Source organism: Aquitalea magnusonii (genome assembly GCF_003202035.1).
GTDB classification, from domain to species: Bacteria; Pseudomonadota; Gammaproteobacteria; order Burkholderiales; family Chromobacteriaceae; genus Aquitalea; species Aquitalea magnusonii.
In genome coordinates this window covers 185,368-209,880 of record NZ_QJKC01000004.1, presented here as the reverse complement: position 1 = coordinate 209,880, position 24,513 = coordinate 185,368, and the positions used below count along the sequence as shown (strand labels likewise).

Genomic DNA, 24,513 nt, shown 5'->3' with positions numbered 1-24,513 from the left:
ACTGACATCCTTGTTTTTCGCCGTGTTCCCGCCATGCTTTTTCTCTATCAGTCCAATCGTCTGGAGCAATTGGGTCAGCTGTATGCCGCCATGTTGCAGGCACAGCCGCTGTCCGACCCCTTTGCCGCGGAAACCGTCATCGTGCAAAGCCGTGGCATGGGGCGCTGGATGACGCTGGATCTGGCGCAGCAGTGTGGCATTGCCGCCAATATCGACTTTGTGCTGCCGGCGGCCTTTGCCTGGCGGCTGATGCAGCAAGTGATGCCGGAGCTGCCGCGCAAGTCCTCGTTTACTCCCGAGGTACTCAGCTGGCGCTTGCTGCAACTGCTGCCCACGCTGGAAGGCGAGGTGTTTGCCCCACTGCAGCGCTATGCCGCCGGTGGCGAGAGCGCCGCCTTCGAGCTGGCCGGCAAGGTGGCCGACATCTTTGACCAGTATCTGGTATTCCGCCCGGACTGGATTCGCGCCTGGGAACGCGGCGAGCGGCTGGATCTGGGCGAGGATGAAGCCTGGCAGGCCGCCTTGTGGCAGCAACTGGCCGCACAGGACCCCAGCCGCCACCGCGTGCGCATGCTGGATGAATTCTTTGCCGAGCTGCGACCGGAGCATCTGCCGGAGCGCATTACCCTGTTTGGCATTGCCAGCCTGGCGCCGATGTATCTGGCGCTGATCAAGCGTCTGGCCGAGCTGACTGATGTCTGCCTGTTCACCCTTAACCCCTGCGAAGCCTACTGGGGCGATATCGTCGATACCCGCCGCAAGCTGAAGCTGCGGGAAAAGGGCGACCTGTTCGCCACCGAAGGCCACCCGCTGCTGGCCTCGCTGGGCAAGCAGGGGCGCGATTTTTTCGAACTGATCGCCGCCGATGCCGAGCTGGATGCCCGCCCGCTGTTTGCCGCGGCCACGGGCGACAGCCTGCTGGCCCGGTTGCAGCGCGATATCCTGCAACTGGACATGCCCGGCCATGATGGCCAGTGGCTGAGCCCGGAGGATAGCTCGATCGAGCTGCATGCCACCCACGGCGCCATGCGCGAACTGGAAGTGCTGAAAGACCGGCTGCTGGCCATGCTGGCGGACGACCCCACGCTCAGTGCGGCCGACATTGCGGTACTGACGCCGGACATCAACAGTTATGCCCCCTATATCGATGCGGTATTCGGCCAGCGCGACGATGCGCCCAATCTGCCCTATGCCATTGCCGACCGCCGCGTGGAGCGCGAAGAACCGCTGCTGGCGGCCATCGGCAATCTGCTGCACTTGCTCGATTCGCGCTTTGCCGCCGACCAGGTACTGGCCTTGCTCGACAGCCCGGCGCTGTTGCAGCGCTTTGGCCTGAGCGCGGAAGACCTGCCCTTCATCCACGACTGGGTGCGTCAGACCGGCATCCGCTGGGGGCGCGATGCCGCCCACAAGGCGGCACTGGGCTTGCCGGCCGATCCGCTGTTTACCTGGCGCTGGGGGCTGGACCGCTTGCTGCTGGGCAGCATCCTGCCGCCGGCCATGGCCGGCGATGACAGCGGCCTGTTTGCCGGCCTGTTGCCGCAGGCGGGTGCCAGCGGCCAGCTGAGCGAGGCCCTGGCGCGATTTGCCAGCTGTTATGCGCTGCTGGACGAGCTGGCCCGCGACTGGGCCACGCCAGCAACGGCGGCCGGCTGGGCCGAACGGCTGCTGCTGGCCTGCGACCGCCTGTTTGCCGTGGACGAAGAGGGCGAACTGGCGCTGGAAGTGCTGCGCGATGCCCTGCAAGAGCTGGTGGACGATGCCGCCATGGCCGACTTTGCCCAGCCCTTCCGCCTGGCCGTGCTGCGCGACTGGCTGCAGCGCAAGCTCACCGTGGCCTCGCCGCTGGGCTTTCTGTCCGGTGGCATCACCTTCTGCGCCATGGTGCCGATGCGCTCCATTCCCTTTCGCGTGTTGTGTCTGATCGGCATGAACGACGGCGCTTATCCGCGCGACGAACGCCCGGTCAGCTTCGATCTGGTGGCGCGGCATCCGCGCCGGGGGGACCGCTCGCGCCGCTTTGACGACCGCTACCTGTTTCTGGAAGCCATCCTGTCGGCCCGCCAGCGGTTGTATCTGTCTTATGTCGGCTTGTCAGCGCGCAATAACGAGCCGCTGCCGCCATCGCCGCTGATTGCCGAATTGCAGGACTGCTTCAAGGCCATGTGTGGCGATGCGGCCACGGCGCAGCTGCTGCTACGCCATCCGCTGCAGCCGTTTTCGCCGCGCTGCTACGACGGAACCGAACCGCGGCTGGCCAGCTTTGAACCCAGCTTTGCCCAGGCACTGGCGGCCCCGCCCAGCCAGCCCCAGCCTTTTGCTACTGAGCTGCCGCCACGGCCGGGTAGCAGCGTGGTGCATGTCAATGACTTCATCCGCTTCTGGAAGAACCCGCCGCGTGCCTGGCTGGCCGAGCGTCTGGCCATTCGCCTGCAAGGCCAGCAGGATGCGTTGCCGGTGCGCGAGCCCTTCAGCGTGGATCGCGATGCCAGCCGCACCCTGCGCAGCCAGCTGGTGGAACGCATGCTGGCCGGCAAGCCGGTGGCTCCGGTCAAGCAGCGGCTGGCAGGCGCTGGCCTGTTGCCACCGGCTGCGCTTGGCCAGGCCTGGCTGGGCAGTGAAAGTGCCAGTGCCGCCCGCCTGGCATACCGGCTGCCCGCCGTGCTGAGCGAAGCCACCCTGCCGCCGCAGCCGGTGAATATCCAGCTGCATGGCCTGACCCTGGCTGGTGAGCTGGGCGGGCTACGGGCCGAAGGGCAGATCCGGCTGGTGATCGGCAAGATGAATGCCGCCGAGCGGCTGGAATGGTGGCTGACTCATCTCTTGTTATGCGCCATGCGCCCCGCAGGCATTGCCTGCCAGTCAGTGCTGTATGACGACAGCGGTCACCTGCGGCTGGACGACGAGCCGGATGCCCTGGAACTGCTATCACCCTGGGTAGTGCGCTGGCAGCAGGGCCAGCAACAGCCGCTGCCGTTTTTTGGCCGCACCAGCTGGGCCTATGCCGAGCAGCTGTTCAAGCAGAAAGAGGCCCCGCAGCTGGCGCTGGCCAAGGCGCTGGATAAATGGGACCCCGGCTTTGTCGGCGATTTTGCCACGGCGCAATGCGAGGAGCCGGTCAACCGGCTGGTGTTCCGCCATCTCGACCCGCTGGCCGACCCGCTGTTTGCCCAATTGGCCGAAACACTGTTATTGCCGCTGCTAGCGCGGCTGGAGGGCCAGGCATGAGCCTGCAGGTACTGAATGCACTGGAATGCCCGCTGGCCGGGGTCAATCTGATCGAGGCCTCGGCTGGCACCGGCAAGACCTGGACCATCGCCGCGCTCTATCTGCGGCTATTGCTGGAGGAGGTCAACGGCGAAGCCCCGCCCGGCATCGACAGCCTGCTGGTGGTGACTTACACCAAGGCCGCCACCGCCGAATTGCGCGAGCGTCTGCGCCAGCAGCTCAGCGATTTTCTCGAGGTGTTGCAGGGCAAGCAGGTGGGCAATGATTTCCTGCAGGCCCTGGCGCAGCGGTTTGCCCCCGGTGCCGCCCGTGATCTGGCCGAACAGCGCCTGCTGGCGGCCATTACCGGTTTTGATGGAGCGGCCATTTATACCATTCATGGTTTCTGCCAGCGCGTGCTGACCGATGCCGCTTTCGAAAGCGGCCAGACCTTTGCCGCCGAGCTGGTCAGCGACGACGACCGCCTGCTGGTGGAAGTGGTGGACGACTTCTGGCGGCGGCGGGTGGTGACCAGCCCCTTGCTGTCGCAGGTACTGGCCGAAGCCGGCGAAACCCCGGATGGCTGGCTTGCCGAAATCCGCCCCTGGCTGGCCAAGCCCTATCTGCAGATGGTGATGCCGGCCCAGCGCGATCTGCAGCAGGCCTTGCAATTGGTCGAACAGTGCTGGCAGCAGCTGGCGGCGGATGCGCTGGTGATCCAGAGCGGTTTTGACCTGCTGCTGGCCACCGAGGGTTTTCATGGCAGCAAGCTAAGTCCCGCCCAACTTGCACGTTGCATGGCTGAACTGCAGCAATGGCTGGCCGAGCCGGACAGCCTACCGGTTCCCGACAACAGTGCTCTCAAGCTGCTGCGCAAACTGACTCCGGAAGAGTTGGCCAAGGCCATGAAAAAGGGCTTTGTCGCGCCGGAGCACCTGCTATTCCAGCGTATCGGCGACTGGCTGGCCGCCTGGGATGGCTATCTGGCCCAGCTGCAGCTGTCGCTGGCCGGGCTCAAGCTGGAACTGATTGCCTGGGTGAACGAGGAACTGGCGCGCCGCCGCAGTCAGGAACGGGTGCGCAGCTTTGACGATTTGCTGACCGAACTGGGCGCGGCGCTGGCAGCTGCCGAGGGCGGCGCACAACTGGCTGCCGCCGTGGCGCGCAGTTTCCGCGTGGCGCTGATCGACGAATTCCAGGATACCGACCCCATCCAGTACGACATCTTCCGCAGCTGTTTTGCCCTGCAGGGCCGGCCCTTGTTTCTGGTGGGCGACCCCAAGCAGGCGATTTACAGCTTTCGCGGTGCCGATATCTTTGCCTATCTGGATGCGCGGCAGGATGCGCCCGCCACCCAGCAATATTCGCTGGATACCAACCGCCGCTCGGATGCGCCGCTGGTCGAGGTGGTCAACCAGCTGTTTGGCCGCGCCCGGCCGTTTTTGCTGGATGCCATCAGCTATCAGCCGGTGCATGCCGCGCCCAGCTCGGGAGCCGTGCTGGAAGTGGCGGACGAGGACGCCGCCTTTACCGTGCTGTGGCAGCCGCCGGAGGGCGACAAGCCGCAAAACAAGGACAGTGCCGCCCGCGCCAGCGCACAGGGCTGTGCCCATGAAATCGCCCGCCTACTGACACTGGCCGGGCAAGACCGGGCTGCCATCATCAAGGGTGGCCAGCGCCGGCCCTTGCGTGGTGGTGACATTGCCGTGCTGGTGTCCACCCATCGCCAGGGCGAACAGATGCGCCAGGCCCTGGCCGAACGCGGTGTGGCCAGCGTGGCGCTGACCCAGGAAAGCGTGTTTGCCAGCCAGGAGGCGGCCGAGCTGCTGGCCTTGCTGCGCGCCTGGGCCGAGCCAGCCAGCGAAAGCCGGCTGCGTGCCGCGCTGGTCACCGAGCTGTACGGGCTGGATGCCGCCCGCCTGCTGGCCGAAGTGGAAGACGAGAGCCAGTGGGAGGCACGGCTGCTGGCCAATGCCGCCGACCACCAGCGCTGGCTGGAGCAGGGCTTCATGAGCGCCTGGCGGCATTTCCTGGCACGCGAGCAACTGCCGCTGCGCCTGTTGCCCTTGCCCGATGGCGAGCGGCGGCTGACCAATCTGTCGCATCTGGCCGAGCTCTTGCAAAGCGAAAGCGACAGCCGCCACGGCATGGCCCCCTTGCTGGCCTGGCTGGAGGGCAGGGTGGCCAGCCCGGCTGGCGGCGAGGAAGCCATGCTGCGCCTGGAAAGCGATGCCGCGCTGGTGAAGATCGTCACCATCCATACCTCCAAGGGGCTGCAATACCCCATCGTGTTCTGCCCCTATCTGTGGGATGGCGCACTGGAGCGGCGCAATACCAGCTTCTGGCGTTACCGCGCAGCCGGGCAGGCCATGCTCAGCCCGGATGTGCTGGCCGATGCCGCCGTGCGCCAGCAGGCCGGTAGCGAAATGCTGGCGGAAAAGCTGCGCCTGCTCTATGTGGCACTGACCCGCGCCCAGCACCGCCAGTACCTGGCCTGGGGCTGGGTCAAGGACATGCAGACGGCGGCCTTGTCCTGGCTGCTGCATGCCACGGATTGTCCGGATCTGCCCAGCCTGCGCGAGCTGGAATTCAGCCCGGCCGTGCTGGAGCAGCAACTGGCCGCACTGGCCGGCCGCTTGCCGGCCGCCTTGCGGCTGCGTCCGCTGGAGGGCGGGCTGAATCCCTTGCCTCTGGCGCAGGGCGCGCGGCAGGACTATAGTGCGCGCCTGTTTCAGCGGCCGGTTTACAGCCCGTGGCGGGTGGCCAGTTTTACCTCGCTCACCCATGGCCGCAGCAGCAAGGCCAATGAGCGGCCGGATCACGACGGCGGCCTGCCGGTGCCGTCGGCAGAGCGCGGCGAGCTGCTGGCCAGCGACAGCCCGTTTGCCTTCCCACGCGGGGCGCGGGCCGGTACCTGCCTGCATGCCATGTTTGAAAACATCGATTTCGGCATGAGCGATGCCCAGCTGCAGCCGGTGGTGGCACAGCAGCTGCGCCGTCACGGTTTTGCCGACAGCTGGCAGCCGGCGGCCCTGCAGCTGCTGCGCCAGACACTGGATGCCGAGCTGGCCCCCGGCGTGCGGCTTGCCGGGCTGCCTGCCGGGCGCAAACTGGTGGAAATGGAATTCACCCTGCCGGTGCAGCAGCTGGATGTGAGCGCCTTGCGCCGCGTGCTGAGCGATCCGGCGCACGGTCTGGCCCAGCCTTTGCGCACGGCCGCCGCCGGGCTGGATTTCCGCACCGTGCGCGGCTATCTCAAGGGCTTTGTCGATCTGGTGTTCGAGGCCGACGGGCTGGTGTATCTGGTGGACTACAAGTCCAATCACCTGGGCGAGCAGGCCACCGACTATGCCCCCGAGCAGCTGCTGCAGTCGGTGGCGCGCGAGCACTACTATCTGCAATACCTGATTTACTGCGTGGCGCTGCAGCGCTATTTCAAGGCGCGCGGGCGGGATTTCGCCAGCTGCTTTGGCGGTGTGCGCTACCTCTACCTGCGTGGCATGGGCAGCGCCGGCATGGGCATCTGGCAGGACCAGCCGGCGCAGGGCCTGCTTGCCGAGCTGGATGGCTTGTTGCGCTGACTGCATCTATCATTGCCTTGCCAATGGCATGGCGTAGACTATGCACCACGCCACTGTGGCGGAAGCCGCGTGGCAGATTGTGCGCGTGATACCGGCAGCTGATGCCGTGGCGCAGATGGTTTTTGAGAATTTATTCCATGAATAAGGCCGTGTTGCAGGAAAAAATGCACCAGCAGCCATAACAGCAGTTCATCACGGGAGAAGGGAATGTTTGAATCGGCAGAAATCGGCCACAGCATCAGCAAAGAGAGCTATCGCGAGCAAGTGCCGCTACTGCGCGAGGCCTTGCTGGACGTGCAGTACGACCTGAAGGAAAAGGCCGATTTCCCGGTGCTGATCCTGATCCACGGCTTTGACGGTGCCGGTCGTGGCGAAACCATGAACCTGATCAACGAATGGCTGGACCCGCGGCTGATCGACACCGTGGCCTTTGCCAGCGCCAATGACGAAGAACGTGCCCGGCCCTGGATGTGGCGCTACTGGCAAAAGCTGCCGGCGAAAGGCCGCATCGGCATGTTTTTTGGCTCCTATTATTCCGATGCCCTGTTCGACCGTGTCTACGATGAGATCGACCACGACGCCTTCGACCGTGAAATCTTCGACATCATGCGACTGGAGCGCATGATCAGCCAGGATGGCGCGCTCATCCTCAAGTTCTGGTTCCATCTGACCAAGGACAAGCAGCGCAAGCGGCTGAAAGAGCTGGAAAAGGATCCGGCCACCCGCTGGCGCGTTACGGAGGATGACAAGGCCAATATGGAGCGCTACGACACCATCCGCAAATACGGCGAACACATGATCCGCCTGACCAATACCGCCTATGCGCCATGGATCGTGGTGGATGGCGAGGATGCCAATTTCCGCAGCCTGACGGTGGGTCAGACCATTCTCAAGGCCATCCGCAACCGCATCAACCAGCACGGTACCGCGGTGGATGTGTCGGAGGCCCCGCCGCTGCTGGCCCCCATCGACGACAAGGTCATTCTGGACACCCTGCAGCTGGACCAGAAAATGGACAAGGCCGAGTACAAGACCCGGCTGGCCGAACTACAGGGCCGCCTGAGCAAGCTGACCCGCGACGAGCGTTTCAAGAACCATTCGCTGGTACTGGCCTTCGAAGGCAATGACGCCGCCGGCAAGGGCGGCACCATCCGCCGCATCACCCAGGCACTGGATGCGCGCAGCTACCGCGTGGTGCCGGTGGCCGCCCCCACCGAGGAAGAGCGCGTCAAACCCTGGCTGTGGCGTTTCTGGCGCCAGGTGCCGGGCAAGGGCGGCATCACCATCTTCGACCGCACCTGGTATGGCCGCGTGCTGGTGGAGCGGGTGGAAGGCTTCGCCCAGGAACACGACTGGATGCGTGCCTATTATGAAATCAACGACTTCGAGCACCAGCTGAGCGAAAACGGGGCGGTGGTGCTGAAATTCTGGCTGGCCATCAGCAACGAGGAACAGATGGCGCGTTTCAAGCTGCGCGAGGAAACCGGCTTCAAGCGCTTCAAGATTACCGAGGAGGACTGGCGCAACCGTGAAAAGTGGAATGCCTACAAGCTGGCGGTCAGCGATATGGTCGATCGCACCAGCACCAGCAAGGTGCCGTGGACGCTGGTGGAAGCCAATAACAAATACTATGCGCGCATCAAGGTGCTCAGCACCATTTGCGCCGCGCTGGAGGCCAGGTTGGGTGCGTAGTTTCCTGCTGTTGTGCTGCTGTCTGTGGCTGTTGCCGGCGCAGGCAGCTGACATCACCCTGCGTGCAGGGGTGGTGGTGGATAATGCCGGCCCTTACAACTTCACCCCGGACAGCCCGATGGCCGGCATCTATCGCGAGGCGCTGGAGCAGATCGGCAAACTCAGCGGGGTGCGTTTCGATATCGAGTACTACCCGGCGCTGCGTATCCAGCAGCTGTTCGAAGTGGCCCGGCTGGATGTGGAAGTCGGCGTCAATCCGGCCTGGCGCAGCCTGTCGCCGGTGGGCGGTTTTTACACCCTGCCCATCGGCACCCTGGATTACCAGCTGTGTGGCCGCATCAATAATGGCCGCAGCGGGCGCTCGCTGGACGAGCTGCACGGCCAGACCATCGGCCTGCTGCAGGGACAGCCGCTCAGTGCCTTTGAAACCGAATTCGCCCGCCACGGCGTGCACTATGAAATGTCGCAGAGCGAAAACGAAGTCCTCAGCAAATTACGCCTGGGCCGGCTGCAGGCCGTGGTGCTGGAGCGGCGCCAGATCGAACGGCTGATGCTGGCCCCGGAGGAGCTGCGTTGCGAACCGGGCGGCCTGATCAGCTCACAGCCGGTCATGCTGCGCCTGCACCCGCAATTCCGCCAGTGGCTGCCCGCACTCAACCGCGCCATCAGCCAGTTGCAGGCCAATGGCAAACTCAAGGCCATTTTCCAGAAATCCCGCGGATGAGTGATTCTTCCCCGGCGCTCACTGCGCCACTGTTACCACAGCAACTGTCCCAGCTGCTGTTGCGGCTGGATCCGGCACTGGATGACAGCACGCTGGCGCTGGTCAGCGAGCTGGCGGCGGCCAATCAGGCCGGCCATGTCTGCCTGCCCATTGCCCACCGGCCAGAGCGCCGGCTGTTGCAGGCTTCCCCGGTGCTGGGGGCGCCTGGCAGCTACGCCCCGCTGATTCTGGATGCGGCCGGGCGGCTGTATTTCGCCCGCCACTGGTTTGACGAACAGAGCCTGGCCCGCAAGCTGGCACAGCTGGCGGCCGACCAGCGGCCGCTGCCGGCCAGCACGCTGGCGCCGGTGCTGCACCAGCTGTTTCCGGCGCTGCCGGCCGGGCAGCCCGACCGGCAAAAGCTGGCGGCAGCCTTGGCAGCCCGCCAGCGCCTGCTGGTGGTGTCTGGTGGGCCAGGCACCGGCAAAACCACCACGGTGGTGCGCTTGCTGGCCATGCTGGTCATGCTGGCGGAGCGGCCGCAGGTCATGGTCATGGCGGCACCGACCGGCAAGGCCGCCGCCCGCCTGAGCGAATCGGTACGCAATGCCCGCGACAGCCTGCCAGTCGCGGACAGCGTACGGGCCCAGCTGCCGCAACAGGCGCAGACCCTGCATCGGCTGCTGGGTTTGCGGCCGGGAGCCGCGCAGCCACGCTATCACGCCGGCCAGCCGCTGCCGCTGGACGTACTGGTGGTGGACGAAGCCTCGATGATCGATCTGGCGCTGATGGCCCGTCTGCTGGAAGCCCTGCCGGCGCAGGCCCGGCTGATTCTGCTGGGCGACCGCGATCAGCTGGCATCGGTGGATGCCGGTGCGGTACTGGGCGATTTGTGCGGACAGGTGGCGTATCTGCCGGCGACCCGCGACTGGCTGACGGAGGCCGGTGCCGGCCCGCTGCCGGCAGATGAGGGCAGGGCGGGGGCGCTGGCCGACAGCGTGGTGTTGCTGACCCATAGCCATCGTTTTCGCGCGGATTCCGGCATCGGGGAGCTGGCACGGCTGGTCAACCTGGGCGATGCCAGCGCCGCCTTGCAGCTATTGCAGGCCGGCCAGCACGCCGACATCCGTCAGGCCGCGCAGCTGGACGATGCCGGGCTGTCGGCCCGCCGGCAGCCCTATCTGGACGCCATCCAGCGTCAGCTGCCGCTGGAGCAGGTGCAGGCGGCATTCGCGCAGTTCATGCTGCTGGCGGCCGAGCGCCGCCAAGTCGAGCAGGCCAACCAGCGCATGGAGGCCCTGCTGGAACAGCAGGGCTGCAAGCAGGCCGGGCGCGACTGGTATGCCGGCCGCCCGGTGATGATCACCGCCAATGATTACGGTGTCGGCTTGTTCAATGGCGATATCGGTTTCACCGTGGAGCGGCCGCAGGGGCTGCGGGTGGCGTTTCCGGCGGCAGAAGGCAGCTGGCGCGAGTTCGCACCGGGGCGGCTGCCGCAGCACGAAACCGTGTTTGCCATGACCGTGCACAAAAGCCAGGGCTCGGAATTCGACGAAGTCTGGCTGCAATTGCCGGCCACACCGGGCCCGGTGCTCAACCGCGCACTGATCTACACCGCCATCACCCGTGCCCGGCAGCGCTTTGCCGTCGCCGGCAGCGACGAGGTGTGGCAGCAGGCGGTACGGCTGGCCCCGGCACGCTACTCCGGACTGGCCGATTTGCTGCGTCAGCCGCGCGTGTGAATTCTGCAACACTTCCACATGGAATATTTGTTTTTCGCCCGCAAGGCGCTGAAAAAATTGGGCAAAATCCTGCTTGCATCCTATGATGGCGCCTTCCCGCGATAGGCAATCTGTTCGGAGTCATCATGCAAGTGGATGGAGTTCTGGGGTATCTGGCCAAGATCACCCGTTTCGATCGCAGTGCATTCACCCCGCTCTTCATCGGTCCGCACCAGCTGGGCTGTGTCAATCAGGTTTGGCTGGAACGCCTGCTGCTGAGCGAGGCCGCGCTGTTTCGCCGTCAGCCGGCCGGATTGGTCTGCATGGTGGAGGGCGATTACGCCGCCATCAGCAGCCAGTTGCAGGCCGCAGCCCGGCGCTGGCACGAGGCCGGCTGGCTCAATGGCTGGCGCAATGAAAACTTCACCGCCTTTCTGGCCGATGGCACACCGCTGTTCGAACTGGAGCGCGCCGCCTTCCGTCCGCTGGGGCTGACCAGCCGCGCCGTGCATCTGAATGGCCTGACCCGCACCCCGGAAGGCGAGGTACGCATGTGGGTGGGACGGCGCAGCCCGGACAAGGCGGTCGATCCCAATCGCATGGACAATCTGATGGGAGGCGGCATTGCCGCCGGCGAATCCATCGAGCTGGCGCTGGAGCGCGAAGGCTGGGAAGAGGCCGGCATTCCCGCCGACCGGCTGGAGCTGCTGCCGCAGACCGGCCTGCTGCTGGCCGAGCGACCGGTGCAGCGCGGCCTGCATCGCGAATGGCTGCATGTCTACGATTTATGGCTACAGCCCAGTGAGCTGCCCTGCAACCAGGATGGCGAAGTGGCCGAGCATGTCTGCCTGTCACTGCGCGAAGTGGAAGAGCTGCTGCTGGCCGAACGCTTCATGATCGACGCCGCGCTGGTGGCGACAGACTGTATGCTGCGCCTGGGCTACTGGCAGCAACATGGTCCCGCCATTGCCGCCGCCATGGCAGGCGTGTGCCACCCGCTGGACTTTGCCATTCATGCCGGCGTTTGAGTGAAACCGGGCGGCATTTCCGGATAATCTCTTTTTGAACCGTGGCAGTTTCTGGCATCATGCTGCAAAAACCTATAAATAATAGTGTTCAGCATCATGAGGAGAGAGGGAAATGTACCGCCTGCGCCTGATTTCGCGCGATTTCGGTGTCGATGACAGTGGTCCGTGGCACTCGACCCACGAGCAGGCGCGCAAGGCTGCCAGGCTGATGTATCTGCTTTACAAGGGCGAAGTCCGCGTAGAGATACATCGGGTCGTGGATTTGCGCAGCCGCAAAATGGAAAAAGTGGAAGAGCTGAAATAAAGCAGCCACCCCCCGCTGGGGCACTCCTGTCCTTTCTGCCTTGCCATCCTGCTGTCCCTGCCTGCCCTGTCTGCAGTCATGTTCATGGGCAATCCGACTGCATCTGAAAAAGATTTTCAAAATTCAACTGCCTGAAAGGGCGACTTTTCCTATTTGGGAATCTTCACTAATACTGTTAAGAGAATGCTTGCTGGGATAGTGCGGATTTCTCCGTATCTTCGCGAGAAGATCCCGCTGGTGACATGACATGTCCAATCCTGCTTGTCGCCTGTCTGCCACATCATGGCAGCACGTCCTGCAAGCAGCAGATTGAACGGTTCTCTTCAATCCTTGGTAGTGGAAAAGTCATGCGCTTATTTTGGCTGTTGTTGCTCTGGCTGTGCCTGCTGGCCGGCCCCATCGCTCGTGCGGCCGTGCCGCCTGCCGGCGGGGCAGTAGCCTTGCAACTGCTGGCGCAAAACGTGTACAGCGGGCAGACCCTGGAGCTGCCGGTACGCGAGGCCGACTGGCTGCAGCACAAGAAACGCCTGCGGCTGGGTGTCGTCGATGACTCTCCCCCCCTTGACATCATCAGTGCCGGCGACAGCTTCCAGGGGCTGAACGCCGATGTATTCGGTTTTGTCGCAAGCAGGCTGGGCCTGCAGCCGGAGGTCTACCGCTACCCCACTCCACAACTGGCACTACAGGCAATGCAGCGGGGAGACATCGACCTGCTCAGCAGCAGCATCCCGCTCAAGCCAGCCACGCCAGGCGTGAGCCTGAGCCAGCCCTATCTGGAAGACCAGCCGGTTCTGGTGGGTTACGCCGATCCCAATCCGCACAAGCTGCGCATCGGCATGCAGCGCATGTATCCCTCGCCTGCCTTGCTGCGCGAGCGCTATCCGGAAGCCGACATCAGCGACTATCCCTCGGTGGCAGAGGGCTTGTCGGCGCTGGAGGCACACCAGATCGACCTGTTTTTTGGCGATGCCATCGTGATCAATTATGTGGCCAACCAGAACCTCGTCGACGACCTGAAAGTCATCCAGCGTTTTGGCCAGCGCAACAGCCGGGCCTTTGCATTGCCGGCCGGCCAGCCGCTGTTGCGGCAGGCGCTGAACAAGGCACTGGGCCTGCTGCGTGAACCGCAGCACCAGCAATTGATCCAGCGCTGGAGTGGTGGGGCACTGCTGCTGCTGCCCCATGTCCTGCCCATTGATTTCACTGCGGAAGAAAAGCAATGGCTCAAGCAACATCCGGTGCTGCGGGTGGCGGCCGGCCACAGTTTTGCCCCCATTTCCTTTTTCGATGACCAGGGCGTGTGGCGTGGTGCCAGCGCCGAACTGCTGGAGCTGATCGCGCAGCGTATCGGGGTCAGGCTGGAAGTGCGCAAGGCGCATTCGCTGGAAAACATTCTCGAAATCATGCGCCGTGGCGAGGCCGACCTGACCACGCTGCCCACCCGCAATGTCGGTAGCGCCGACGACCTGCTGTTTTCCGAGCCGCTGACCCCGCTTTCCTACAATCTGGTGGTGCGGATCAATACCGATCCGCCGCAGACCGTGGCAGACCTGCACAACAAGGTGGTGGCGGTGAATCGCGGGCTGGTCAAGGCCATGCAATGGGAAAAGACCTTTCCTGGCGCCATTTTCAAAGAGGTCAACAATCCGGTTTCCGCCTTTGACATGGTGGAGAACGGCAAGGCTGACATGGCACTGGTTGCCACCATGAACAGCCGCTACTACCTGCCACTGCTGTTCAACGGCAAATTGCGCGAGGCCAACATCACCGGCTTGCCCGGCAATGTGCTGTCGCTGGCGGTGCCGAGCGATCATCGCATCCTGCTGTCCATTCTCAACAAGGCGCTGTTCAGCATCGGCCCGGAGAGCCTGGACAATCTGTTCAATGAACGCTGGCGCACCAATGTGGGGGCCAGCAACCAGAGCTGGTATGACTACAGCCTGGGCCTGATCTATCTGGTGATCGCCGTGGCCAGCCTGCTGCTGCTGGTGTCGCTGGCCTGGAACAGCCGCCTGCGCAAGCAGATCGCCAAGCGCCAGACCGCAGAAAAGGCCTTGAGCGACCAGCTCAACTTCATGACCACGCTGATCGATGTCACGCCTTATCCGGTTTACGTGCTGGACCGCAAAGGCCAGCTGCTCAGTTGCAACGAGCATTATCTGCAGGCGCTGACCCTGACCCGCGAAGAGGCCATGAGCCATCGCGACAATATCGGCGGCATCATCGACATCGACGACAAGTCCCGCTCCACCCTGGCGCAGGATTACCAGCTGGCCATCGAATACGGCGTGCCCATCCAGCGCGACCGTGAAGTCATGCTCAACCGCCAGCACATTTCCGCCTTTCACTGGATACAGCCCTTCCGCGATACCGAAGGCGTGATCCGTGGCGTCATCTGTGGCTGGATAGACATCAGCGAACGGCGCCGGCTGATCGAGGAACTGCAGGCCGCCAAGGAACAGGCCGACAAGGCCAGCCAGGCCAAAACCACCTTCCTCGCCACCATGAGCCATGAAATCCGCACCCCGATGAGCGCGGTCATCGGCATGCTGGAACTGGCCCTGCGCCAGGCCGACCATGGCGTGGTGGATCAGCCCTCGCTGCAAGTGGCCTACGACTCGGCACAAGGTCTGCTGGGCCTGATCGGCGATATTCTCGACATCGTGCGCATCGAATCAGGCCATCTCAGCCTGAACCCGGAGCCCTGTAATCTGCTGGAACAGACCCGCTCCGTCATGCGCATTTTCGACGGGCTGGCCAGGCAAAAGCAGCTGGGGCTGTTTCTGGATGTCGATCCGGCCACACCGGCCCCCTGGCAGGTCATGCTCGATCCGCTGCGTTTCAAGCAGATCCTGTCCAATCTGCTCAGCAATGCCATCAAGTTCACCCAGCAGGGCAGCGTCACCGTGCGCGTGCGCCAGAGCGTGCTGCCCGACCAGCAGTTGCTGGTACAGATACGGGTCACCGATACCGGCATCGGCATCTCGGCCGAAGACCAGCAGCGCCTGTTCCTGCCGTTCGGGCAGGCGGTTGCCTCGCAGCGCAATGTCCAGAGCGGTACCGGGCTGGGGCTGGTCATCAGCCGTACCCTGTGCGAAATGATGCAAGGCTCGCTCACCCTCAGCAGCCGCCCGCACGATGGCACCCGGCTGGATATCGAATTGCGGCTGCCCCTGTCCGGACAAGCCTATGTCGAAGTGGAGGCCGCGCCGTCGGCCAGCCTGCAGGCCGGGCAGTCGGACAAGCTCAGGCTGCGCATTCTGGTGGTGGACGACAATGTGGCAAACCGCCTGCTGCTGTCGCAGCAACTGCGCTATCTCGGCCATCAGACCGATGTGGCCGCCAACGGCCGCGAAGGCCTGGTCATGTGGCAGCAGGGGCGATTCGACGTGGTGTTTACCGACTGCAACATGCCGGAAATGAATGGCTACCAGCTGTCCCAGGCCATTCGCCAGCAAGAGGAGCAGGAACAGCTGGCCCCCGTCCTGCTGCTGGGCTTCACCGCCAATGCACTGCCGGACGAACGCGAGCGCTGCCGCGCCGCCGGCATGGATGACTGCCTGTTCAAACCCATCAGCCTGGCCGGCCTGCGCAGCTGTCTGCAGCAGCACATGCACGGCCGCATCAGTGAAGCCGATCAGGGACAGGACCCCGGCTACAGCCTGGACGAACTCTCCTTCATGGAGGCCGAACAATTGCAGCAATTGCTGGGGCATCTGCAACAGGGTCTGCAAGACGACATGGAATCGCTACGCGCCCTGGTCTTGCTGGGCAATGCCGCCGGTGTCGGACGCATTGCCCACCAGATCAAGGGGGCCGCCCGCATCATCAATGCCAGCCAGCTTATCGCCTGCTGCCAGGCCCTGGAGGAATATTGCCGTCAGCATGAGGAGATCAGCGAGCAGCAAGCCGAGGTGCAGGCACTGTATGCTGCCGTCCCCGATCTGCTGGCCGTGCTCAGCCAGGAAAGGGCGCAGCTAAGCTGAGCCACCAGCCCGCCGCCGCCTGCCTCAGCCACACCGCTCGTCGCCTCCACGACACTTGCTGGTAGTATGGATAAATCTTGTCATTTAAACTGCAGGCAAGTCCCGTTTCCTCCGCTGCCGGCATCCCTGCTCATGGCTGGATGCCGGCACTGCCATGGCCCGTGCGGCCTGCCCGTTCAACTGCTGGAAGGACCTTTCCCCATGCAAGGCAAACAAAACATCATCGATCTGCTCAACACACTGCTGGCGGGAGAACTCACCGCCGTCGACCAATACCTGCTGCACGGCGAAATGTATGCCGACATGGGCCTGCACAAGCTGGCAGAAAAAGCCCTGCACGAATCAGCCCATGAGCGCGAACACGCCCAGGCCATCATCCAGCGCATCCTGTTTCTGGAAGGCAAGCCCGACCTGAGCAAGCGCGAAGCACTGCAAATCGGCAGCACCGTGCCGGAGATGCTCAAGTCCGATCTGGCCGTGGAATACAAGGTCACGCGCGAGCTGAAAAAGGCGATTGCCCTGTGCGAGCAGGAAGCAGACTATGTCAGCCGTGAAATGCTGGTGCTGCAGCTGGACGACACGGAAATGGACCACGCCTACTTCCTGGAAAAGCAGCTGCGCCTGATCGAGCTGACCGGTCTGGCCAACTACCTGCAAAGCCAGATGGCATAAGGACACATCATGAAAGCCGACAAATCCGTTATCAAATTGCTCAACCAGCTGCTGCGCAACGAACTGACTGCCATCAACCAGTATTTCCTGCATGCCCGCATGTTCCGCAACTGGGGACTGCAACGCCTCAACGACTACCAGTACAAGCAATCCATCCGGGTGATGAAGGAAGCCGACGCCCTGATCGAGCGCATCCTGTTTCTGGAAGGTCTGCCCAATCTGCAAGATCTGGGCAAGCTGCACATTGGCGAAACGGTGGAAGAATGCCTGCGCAGTGACCTGCGCTATGAAACCGAAGTACAACGCCCGCAACTGGTGGCCGGCATTGCCCATTGCGAGCAGAAGCAGGATTTTGTCAGCCGCGAACTGCTGCAGGACCTGCTGGAACACTGCGAAGAAACCATAGACTGGCTGGAAACCCAGCTCAGCCTGATTCAGGATGTCAGCCTGGCCAACTACCTGCAAAGCCAGATCGGCAGCTAAGCCCCCGGCGACGGGTACCAGCCCGCCATGCCAGCCCAGGCACCCGGCATTCTGCGGGTGCTTTTCTTTTGTCCGCGCTTCCCTGGCTGGTGGTAACGCGGCCAAGCGGTCAATGCCGCATCCACCTCGCTACATCGTCCATGCGGACGTCCCGGCTGCGTCCTCCCCCATGGCACAGTACAACGCAAGCGGATGGCACTATGTCTTTCCGTGGCAAGACCACGCCAGACAACCAGGACTTCCCCGTCCGGCATGTTTTTGAGACGGCATAGCGGCCCATTTGCAATTGTCATGCAGGCAGTTCAAAACCCGAGAGGACGGAGCGCTCAAGGTGCTGCCGGCTGGCCGCCACTGCTGTGCGGCGGCTGGGCAAGTGGCTGATCCGCCTAGCCGCTTGCGATGCAGTTACAGCCATGTAAACAGATGATATGCTTTTGAGATATTTCATTTGCATGAAAGATGCTTTCATGGAGCCAAAGCGCGATCTGTACCAGATACTTCATGTCAGCAAAGATGCTGACGTGGCCATGATTACTGCCGCTTACAAAATCAGGCAGGCACAACTGGAAAGCAAGCCGGATATCGAGTCTGTCAATGAGCTAAAGCTGGTCAACTGGGCTTATGTGACGCTGCGCGATTCTGTCACCCGGGCGCAGTACGACATGAAAATCCAGAGCACCGCCACACAAGCCAGCCCGGCCATTAGCTATTATCGGGACGCGTCTGAGCTTGCGCATACAGGAGATGGCAAGGGTAAATACACCCTGTTACTGCTGCTTGTCTTTGGCTTGGCTGCGGCCTACCTTTATTCAAATCACAGCAATACGGCAAAGCATTTGGTCAATGAAGGCGCTGCCGTCAACGGCCTGGTCAACAACCAGAGCAAGGAAATTGACATTGCCAAGCAGGCCGAAGAAGAACAGGCGCGGGCCAATGCCGCTCGTGAGCAGGCGCTAAGACAAAATCAGGACACCCAGAAGCTGGCGGCACAACAGCGAGAGTTTGAAGCACAGAGCCGCCGCGATGCCATGGTGGAAATCATCCGCCAGAATCAGCAGGCACAGCAGGAGCAAATGAAAAAGGCGCAGGACAGGATGATACAGTTCCAAGAGCAGCAGCAAGCCAATCGTAGCATTGCCTACTTTGCTTGTTATAACGCCGCACGCAACGCAGCACAGGAGGCGGCTTGCGCCAGAATGAGATAAGTACCTTCGTTGCCAAAGGACCAGGCCGTGATATGCATCCGCGATGACAGGCAGCCCGCATTGAGCGCTTGATACAACAGGGACTGCCGCTGGCTGGACGGGTAAGGCGAGTGGAAATTCTGAAGCCGATGAAAAATTTTCGCCGGAGGCAGGAAAATTTTTGCGGAGCTGGGGTGGGTTCAGCTGCACCAACAGCGGCACAATCGGTGTTGGCAAGGTGAGACCTAGATTTGTATGCGGCATCTAAGTCATTGATATTGTTGGCGCACCCGACAGGGATCGAACCTGTGACCTTCAGCTTCGGAAACTGACACTCTATCCAACTGAGCTACGGGTGCGCTGTGATCTTGCTATAAAGCAGGGCGGATCATAGCGCAAAGGGCATGTCCGAGTCCAGTGTATGGTTTTTGCCTTGCTTCGCGGCTTACCGTATAATCCCTCCCATCTTAATTGTCATTTTTTTCAGGCGAGGCTCGAATGAGTAATGAGAACGGAATGGCTCCCGGTCAGATCATCAAGGTCCTGATTGGTGTCGTTGTGGGTCTGGTAGTGGCGATCTGGTTGCTGGCGAAGCTGGCGACGGGTGGTTACAACGTTGATGCCGAGGTCATGACCAAGGAGGCTGTTGCCGCTCGCCTGAAGCCGGTTGGCGAATCGAAAGCCAGCGACGCGCCTCCGGGCATGCGTAATGGTGAGCAGGTATTCAAGGCGATTTGTATTTCCTGTCACGGCCAGGGTCTGGCTGGTTCGCCGAAGTTCGGTGATGCCGCCGCCTGGGGCCCGCGTATTGCCAAGGGCTGGGACACGCTGACCCAACACGCGCTGCAAGGCTTCAATGCCATGCCGGCCAAGGGTGGCGCGGCTGACCTGACCGACGACGAAGTGAAGCGCGCCGTTGCTTATATGGGCAATGCCGGTGGTGCCAAGTTTACCGAACCGCCAGTAGGTGGTGCAGGTGCGCCGGCCGATCCGGCCGTGGTCGGCAAGAAGATTTATGAAACCGTCTGCACCAACTGTCACGCGGCTGGCGTGGCTGGTGCACCGAAGTTCGGCGACAAGGCTGCCTGGGCTGAGCGTACCAAGGTGGGTCTGGACGAAGTGCAGAAGATCGCCACCAAGGGTCTGAACGCCATGCCGCCCAAGGGTGGTTTTGCTGGCAGCGATGCAGAATTCCGTGCCGCCATCGAATACATGGTGAACAATTCCAAGTAATCGGGATCTCTTTCAGTAAAAACGCGCTGCTTGCAGCGCGTTTTTTTATGTCTTGCCGGCGGGGCCGCGGCTCAGCTGTCGGCCGGTTTGGTTTTTTCGGCCAGCATGGCGCTAAGGCTGGCCAGCTTGGACTTGCCTTCGCTCTTGCTGACGATGGGTTCGGCACCAGGGCGGCCAAAGTGGCGCAGATCGCCTCCGTCGATTTCGGCAATGAAACGTGATGGCTCGACAAACTGCCACTCGCCGGCGCGGCGGCGTTTCACGCAATAGGTGAGGGTGAGCATGCGCTGGGCACGGGTAATGCCCACATACATCAGCCGCCGTTCTTCTTCCACCATGCCGTTATCCACCGATTCGCTGTGCGGCAAAATGCCTTCCTCGGTGCCCACCAGAAAGACATAGGGGTATTCCAGGCCCTTGGAGGCGTGCAGGGTGGACATCTTCACAGCGTCGACCTCGCCTTCGTCGCGGCCTTCCAGCATGGTGATCAGGGCAATGGTCTGCGATAGCTCGATCAGGTTCTTGCTATCGGCCTCGCCCTTGCGCGCCAGCCAGGCTACCAGCTCCAGCACGTTTTTCCACTTGGTTTCGGCAATGCGCGGGCTGTCTTCGCTGTCGTACAGCCAGGCTTCGTAGTTGATGGCCTTGACCAGCTCCATGGCCAGTTCGCCGGCAGGCTCGCGGGTAGCACGGTATTGCAGGCGATTGATGAAGTCGCAGAACTGGCTGAGCGGCTCCAGCTGCGCGCTTTGCACCTGTACGCGAAAGCCGGGTTCGAAGGCGCTGGCAAACAGGCTTTTGCTGCACTGGCCGGCCCAGCCGCCCAGTTTTTCCAGGGTGCCGGTGCCCACGCCGCGTTTGGGGGTGGTCACGGCGCGGATAAAGGCCGGGTCGTCGTCCGGATTGGTGATCAGGCGCAGGTAGGACAGGATGTCCTTGATCTCCGGCTTGTCAAAAAAGCTCTGGCCGCCCGCCATCTGGTAGGGAATGCGCTGGTTGCGCAGGGCTTGCTCGAAAATGCGCGCCTGATAATTGCCGCGGTAGAGGATGGCGTAGTCCTTGAATTCGGTGCGGTATTCAAATTTATGCGCCAGCAGCCGCTGCACCACGATTTCCGCTTCGTGCTCCTCGTCCTTGCATTGCACCACATGAATCGGCTCACCCAGGCCCAGCTCGCTCCACAGCTGCTTTTCAAACAGCTTGGGATTGTTGGAAATGACTGAATTGGCGGCGCGCAGAATCCGGGCGGTCGAGCGGTAATTCTGTTCCAGCTTGATGATTCTCAGTTGGGGAAAGTCTTGCTGCAGCAGGCGCAGGTTTTCCATATTGGCACCGCGCCAGGCGTAGATGGACTGGTCGTCGTCCCCCACTGCGGTGAACTGCCCGCGCACACCGGCCAGCAGCTTCACCATCAGGTACTGGCAGGTATTGGTGTCCTGGTATTCGTCAATCAGCAGATAGCGCAGCTTGCCCTGCCATTTGAGCAGGACGTCCGGGTGGGTCTTGAACAGCTGCACCGGCAGGCGGATGAGATCGTCAAAATCCACTGCCTGGTAGGCGGTCAGCGTGTCCTGGTAGGCCAGATAGGTGCGGGCGCAGATGCTTTCCCATTCGCCCTGGGCTTCCAGCAGCATCTGGTCCGGCCCTTTCAGGTCGTTCTTCCATAGCGAGATCTGGCTTTGCACCTTGCGCACTTCGTCCTTGTGCGTGGTTTTCAGGATGTCGGCGATGATCTTGCCGGCATCGAAGGCATCCAGAATGGAAAACTGCGGCTTGTAGCCCAGATGCGGCGCTTCCTGACGCAGGATCTGCATGCCCAGCGAGTGGAAGGTGGACACGGTGATGCCGCGGATTTCCTGCGCAGAGAGCAGCTTGCCCACCCGCTCCAGCATTTCGCGGGCCGCCTTGTTGGTAAAGGTGATGGCGGCGATATGCCGTGCCGGGATATTCCCGTGGCGGATCAGGTGGGTGATCTTGTAGGTAATGACGCGGGTTTTGCCGGAGCCGGCTCCGGCCAGCACCAGCAAGGGGCCGTCAAGGTGATGAATGGCTTCGCGCTGCGGCGGATTGAGCTGAGGTGCGGACATGGGTGGAGTTCCGGCGGTGAGGCTGGCCGGGCGAAAGCCAGGGCGGCTGTCGGGCGGCGTAGCATCGTGGTAACCAAGGCCGTGCATTGTAGCATGGGGTATCATGAGACTATCCGCGGTTGGCCCGGTGCGACCAGCCGCATTGTCAGAGGTGAAGATGGCGACATACGCAATTGGCGATATCCAGGGCTGTTTCGGCCCCTTTCAGCAACTGCTGCGACAAATCGAATTCAATCCCGGCAAGGATACGCTGTGGCTGACCGGTGACCTGGTCAACCGTGGCCCGGAGTCCTTGCAGGTGCTGCGCTGGGTATTCCAGCAACAGGACCGGGTGCAGATCGTGCTGGGCAATCACGACCTGCATTTGCTGGCGGTGTCCGAAGGCTTTGGCAAGCTGCACCGCAGTGATACGGTGGACGACATCCTGAACGCGGCGGACGGCAAGGTGCTGCTGGACTGGCTGCGCTGCCAGCCGCTGATGATTGCCGAGCAAGGCTATGCCATGGTGCATGCCGGCCTGCTGCCGGAGTGGAGCATAGACAAGGCATTGCGGCTGGCTGAAGAGGTGGAGGACGGCCTGTCCGGCCCTTACTACCGCGACTTCCTGTCACGGCTGTATGGCAACAAGCCCACGCGCTGGGCTGACGACCTGAAGGGCGCCGAGCGGCTGCGGGTGATCGTCAATGCCATGACCCGCATGCGCTTCATCACCCGGGAAGGGGAGGTTGATCTGGCTTACAAGGGCGAGCTGGACGGTGCGCCGGCCAACCTGATTCCCTGGTTCGAGGCCAAGGGCCGGCGCAGCAGCCACACGCCCATCATTTGCGGCCACTGGTCGGCACTGGGCCTGCATGTGACCGAAGACATCCTGTCCATCGACAGTGGCTGCCTGTGGGGCGGCAGCCTTACTGCACTTCGGCTTGAGGATCGGCAGACGTTTTCGCTGCCCTGCCCGGTGTATCGGGAAGTGGCAGCTTGAGGCCCAGGCTGACTTCGCGGAACGCCCGCTCCGACAGGGCAAAACGCGTGGTCAGCTCGCCTTCGCCCGCCTTTAGCGGCTGGCCGTATGTCAGTACGACCTCCATCGCCGGCTGCGCCAGTATCCGCTTGATGCTTTGCCAGAAAGTGGTGTCGCCGGCGTAGGCCGGCGCGGTGGTCAGGCTGCCATCGGGCAGCTGGTAGCGCATGGACACCGGCTGCACCGTACTGCGCGAGGGCAGGGCTGCTTCAAACAGCGAGGCCTTGAATGGCAGGATGCCGTGCCCTTCCGAGGTGGTGGCCTCCGGAAACACCGCCATGCAACTGCCCTTGCCCAGCGCATCGGCCAGCAGCTGGTTGACGCGGCTGGCGTCGCGGCGATTGCTGCGGTCGATAAACAGCGTGCCGCCCGCATTCACCACCCAGCCGATCAGCGGCCAGGAGCGGATTTCGCGCTTGGCGACAAAGCGCGACACCGTGCAGCTGCTCAGTACGAAAATATCCAGCCAGGACACATGGTTGGCCACCAGCAGGGTATTGGGCGGATAAAAGCCCGGATTCACGCCCTCCACCCGCACCGAGATGCCGAGAATCTTCAGCAGATGACCGGACCAGCGCCGCGTGACCACGGCGCGCTCGGCCTGGGCCAGGCGCGGATAACGGGTGGCGACGATGAAAATGCCCAAGGCAATGTGACAGACCAGGCGCAGCAAACGGCTGGCGCGGGTGAGGTAAGACGTGGTAGCAGTAGACTTCAAGGTGCGCGGCGCTTCATGTGCGGGGTTGAATGATCAGCCACTCTAGCATGGCTGGCACAGCGGGCAATAGTAGGAACTCCTTTGGCCTTGCCGTATCTGCCGAATCGGGCTGCTGCAGATGCGACAGGCCTGCTCCTGCCGGTCGTAGACAAAGTATTCCTGCTGGAAGTAGCCGGACTTGCCCTCGGTGTTGACGAAATCGCGCAGCGTGCTGCCACCGGCCTCGATCGCCAGCGCCAGTACCCGCTTGATTTCCGTCGCCAGTGCCTGGCATTCCGCCCGGCTCAGCGTGCTGGCCGCGCGGGTGGGGTTGATGCCGGCATGGAATAGCGATTCGTTGGCGTAGATATTGCCCACGCCAACCACCACGTGATTATCCATGATGACCAGCTTGATGGCGGCGCTGCGCTTGCTGATGGCAGCGTGCAGCACATCACCGTTGAAGTCGTCGGTCAGGGGCTCCGGCCCCAGCGCCTGCAATAGCGGATGAAACTCCAGCGGCCCCACATGCCACAGCATGGCACCAAAGCGGCGCGGATCGCGGTAGCGCAGCACATGGCTGCCCAGCTTCAGGTCGATATGATCATGTTTCTGCGCCGGGGTGGTGGCCGGAACATAGCGCAGGCTGCCGGACATCCCCAGATGGATCAGCAGGGAACCACTATCGAAATGGATGATCAGGTACTTGGCACGACGCGTGACTGCGCGTACTGTCAGACCGGAAAGAATGGCGTCCAGTTGTGGCGGCACCGGCCAGCGCAGGCGGCCATCACGCACGATGGCACCTTGCAGCGTGGCACCGTCCAGATAGGGTGCCACACCACGACGGGTCGTTTCGACTTCAGGCAATTCAGGCATGCTGCTTTTGCTTTCAGGACAAGATTGACTAGATCAAA

16 protein-coding genes and 1 tRNA gene are annotated in these 24,513 nt (G+C 62.6%); 13 read left to right on the top strand and 4 right to left on the bottom strand.

Features of this window, described 5'->3' with window-relative positions:
* The first annotated feature begins 33 nt into the window (after positions 1-33).
* The 11 genes from recC (at position 34) to DFR38_RS06065 (ending at position 18,582) form a co-directional block, all read left to right on the top strand.
* Positions 34-3,228: an exodeoxyribonuclease V subunit gamma gene (gene recC, locus DFR38_RS06115; RefSeq protein WP_110313142.1), complete on the top strand. Its 3,195-nt coding sequence runs from the start codon at positions 34-36 to the stop codon at positions 3,226-3,228.
* Positions 3,225-6,788 (top strand): exodeoxyribonuclease V subunit beta, encoded by a 3,564-nt coding sequence (gene recB, locus DFR38_RS06110; RefSeq protein WP_110313141.1) that lies wholly within the window; start codon positions 3,225-3,227, stop codon positions 6,786-6,788. The genes recC and recB overlap by 4 nt, the downstream gene beginning before the upstream one ends.
* Before the next feature lie 207 nt (positions 6,789-6,995).
* Entirely contained in the window at positions 6,996-8,480 is a 1,485-nt protein-coding gene (pap, locus tag DFR38_RS06105) for a polyphosphate:AMP phosphotransferase (RefSeq protein ID WP_110313140.1), read from the top strand.
* Positions 8,473-9,204, top strand: coding sequence for a substrate-binding periplasmic protein (locus tag DFR38_RS06100; RefSeq protein ID WP_158527697.1), 732 nt, complete (start codon positions 8,473-8,475; stop codon positions 9,202-9,204). The genes pap and DFR38_RS06100 overlap by 8 nt, the downstream gene beginning before the upstream one ends.
* Positions 9,201-10,925 carry an exodeoxyribonuclease V subunit alpha gene (gene recD, locus DFR38_RS06095; protein WP_110313138.1) on the top strand — a complete coding sequence of 575 codons (1,725 nt, stop codon included), beginning with the start codon at positions 9,201-9,203 and terminating at the stop codon, positions 10,923-10,925. The genes DFR38_RS06100 and recD overlap by 4 nt, the downstream gene beginning before the upstream one ends.
* Before the next feature lie 125 nt (positions 10,926-11,050).
* Positions 11,051-11,932, top strand: coding sequence for an NUDIX hydrolase (locus DFR38_RS06090; protein ID WP_059286208.1), 882 nt, complete (start codon positions 11,051-11,053; stop codon positions 11,930-11,932).
* A 112-nt stretch (positions 11,933-12,044) separates the two neighbouring features.
* On the top strand, positions 12,045-12,236 hold the full coding sequence (locus DFR38_RS06085; RefSeq protein ID WP_059286209.1) for a hypothetical protein: 192 nt from the start codon (positions 12,045-12,047) through the stop codon (positions 12,234-12,236).
* Positions 12,237-12,583: 347 nt separating this feature from the next.
* Complete coding sequence (locus DFR38_RS06080) at positions 12,584-16,222, top strand: ATP-binding protein (protein ID WP_158527696.1); 3,639 nt, start codon at positions 12,584-12,586, stop codon at positions 16,220-16,222.
* A gap of 201 nt (positions 16,223-16,423) precedes the next feature.
* The gene (gene bfr / locus DFR38_RS06075) at positions 16,424-16,894 is read left to right on the top strand and encodes a bacterioferritin (protein ID WP_110313136.1); all 471 of its coding nucleotides are present in this window, start codon (positions 16,424-16,426) and stop codon (positions 16,892-16,894) included.
* A 9-nt stretch (positions 16,895-16,903) separates the two neighbouring features.
* A complete protein-coding gene (gene bfr, locus DFR38_RS06070) occupies positions 16,904-17,377 on the top strand; it encodes a bacterioferritin (protein ID WP_059286212.1) in 474 nt (157 codons plus the stop codon).
* A 452-nt stretch (positions 17,378-17,829) separates the two neighbouring features.
* The gene (locus DFR38_RS06065) at positions 17,830-18,582 is read left to right on the top strand and encodes a DnaJ domain-containing protein (protein ID WP_059286213.1); all 753 of its coding nucleotides are present in this window, start codon (positions 17,830-17,832) and stop codon (positions 18,580-18,582) included.
* A 261-nt stretch (positions 18,583-18,843) separates the two neighbouring features.
* Here DFR38_RS06065 and DFR38_RS06060 read toward each other — a convergent pair.
* Positions 18,844-18,920 (bottom strand) — tRNA-Arg (locus tag DFR38_RS06060).
* Between the two features lie 157 nt (positions 18,921-19,077).
* Between DFR38_RS06060 and DFR38_RS06055 the strand changes: the two genes are divergently transcribed.
* Positions 19,078-19,794 (top strand): c-type cytochrome, encoded by a 717-nt coding sequence (locus tag DFR38_RS06055; RefSeq protein ID WP_244909885.1) that lies wholly within the window; start codon positions 19,078-19,080, stop codon positions 19,792-19,794.
* Positions 19,795-19,865: 71 nt separating this feature from the next.
* Here the strand turns inward: DFR38_RS06055 and DFR38_RS06050 are convergent, their stop codons facing one another.
* Positions 19,866-21,881, bottom strand: a complete 2,016-nt coding sequence (locus tag DFR38_RS06050; RefSeq protein ID WP_110313134.1) for a UvrD-helicase domain-containing protein — start codon at positions 21,879-21,881, stop codon at positions 19,866-19,868.
* Positions 21,882-22,038: 157 nt separating this feature from the next.
* Between DFR38_RS06050 and DFR38_RS06045 the strand changes: the two genes are divergently transcribed.
* Positions 22,039-22,860 carry a symmetrical bis(5'-nucleosyl)-tetraphosphatase gene (locus DFR38_RS06045; RefSeq protein ID WP_059286220.1) on the top strand — a complete coding sequence of 274 codons (822 nt, stop codon included), beginning with the start codon at positions 22,039-22,041 and terminating at the stop codon, positions 22,858-22,860.
* Here the strand turns inward: DFR38_RS06045 and DFR38_RS06040 are convergent.
* Positions 22,787-23,617, bottom strand: a complete 831-nt coding sequence (locus DFR38_RS06040; protein ID WP_059286215.1) for a lysophospholipid acyltransferase family protein — start codon at positions 23,615-23,617, stop codon at positions 22,787-22,789. The genes DFR38_RS06045 and DFR38_RS06040 overlap by 74 nt on opposite strands.
* A gap of 42 nt (positions 23,618-23,659) precedes the next feature.
* Entirely contained in the window at positions 23,660-24,475 is an 816-nt protein-coding gene (gene mutM / locus DFR38_RS06035) for a bifunctional DNA-formamidopyrimidine glycosylase/DNA-(apurinic or apyrimidinic site) lyase (protein WP_059286216.1), read from the bottom strand.
* Positions 24,476-24,513: the final 38 nt, after the last annotated feature.

What these genes read in the sequence shown, in the direction of transcription:
- recC (WP_110313142.1), top strand. Translation starts at nt 34, where the DNA reads ATGCTTTTTCTCTATCAGTCCAATCGTCTGGAGCAATTGGGTCAGCTG.
- recB (WP_110313141.1), top strand. Translation starts at nt 3,225, where the DNA reads ATGAGCCTGCAGGTACTGAATGCACTGGAATGCCCGCTGGCCGGGGTC.
- pap (WP_110313140.1), top strand. Translation starts at nt 6,996, where the DNA reads ATGTTTGAATCGGCAGAAATCGGCCACAGCATCAGCAAAGAGAGCTAT.
- recD (WP_110313138.1), top strand. Translation starts at nt 9,201, where the DNA reads ATGAGTGATTCTTCCCCGGCGCTCACTGCGCCACTGTTACCACAGCAA.
- DFR38_RS06090 (WP_059286208.1), top strand. Translation starts at nt 11,051, where the DNA reads ATGCAAGTGGATGGAGTTCTGGGGTATCTGGCCAAGATCACCCGTTTC.
- DFR38_RS06085 (WP_059286209.1), top strand. Translation starts at nt 12,045, where the DNA reads ATGTACCGCCTGCGCCTGATTTCGCGCGATTTCGGTGTCGATGACAGT.
- DFR38_RS06080 (WP_158527696.1), top strand. Translation starts at nt 12,584, where the DNA reads ATGCGCTTATTTTGGCTGTTGTTGCTCTGGCTGTGCCTGCTGGCCGGC.
- bfr (WP_110313136.1), top strand. Translation starts at nt 16,424, where the DNA reads ATGCAAGGCAAACAAAACATCATCGATCTGCTCAACACACTGCTGGCG.
- bfr (WP_059286212.1), top strand. Translation starts at nt 16,904, where the DNA reads ATGAAAGCCGACAAATCCGTTATCAAATTGCTCAACCAGCTGCTGCGC.
- DFR38_RS06065 (WP_059286213.1), top strand. Translation starts at nt 17,830, where the DNA reads ATGAAAGATGCTTTCATGGAGCCAAAGCGCGATCTGTACCAGATACTT.
- DFR38_RS06055 (WP_244909885.1), top strand. Translation starts at nt 19,078, where the DNA reads ATGGCTCCCGGTCAGATCATCAAGGTCCTGATTGGTGTCGTTGTGGGT.
- DFR38_RS06050 (WP_110313134.1), bottom strand. Translation starts at nt 21,881, where the DNA reads ATGTCCGCACCTCAGCTCAATCCGCCGCAGCGCGAAGCCATTCATCAC.
- DFR38_RS06045 (WP_059286220.1), top strand. Translation starts at nt 22,039, where the DNA reads ATGGCGACATACGCAATTGGCGATATCCAGGGCTGTTTCGGCCCCTTT.
- mutM (WP_059286216.1), bottom strand. Translation starts at nt 24,475, where the DNA reads ATGCCTGAATTGCCTGAAGTCGAAACGACCCGTCGTGGTGTGGCACCC.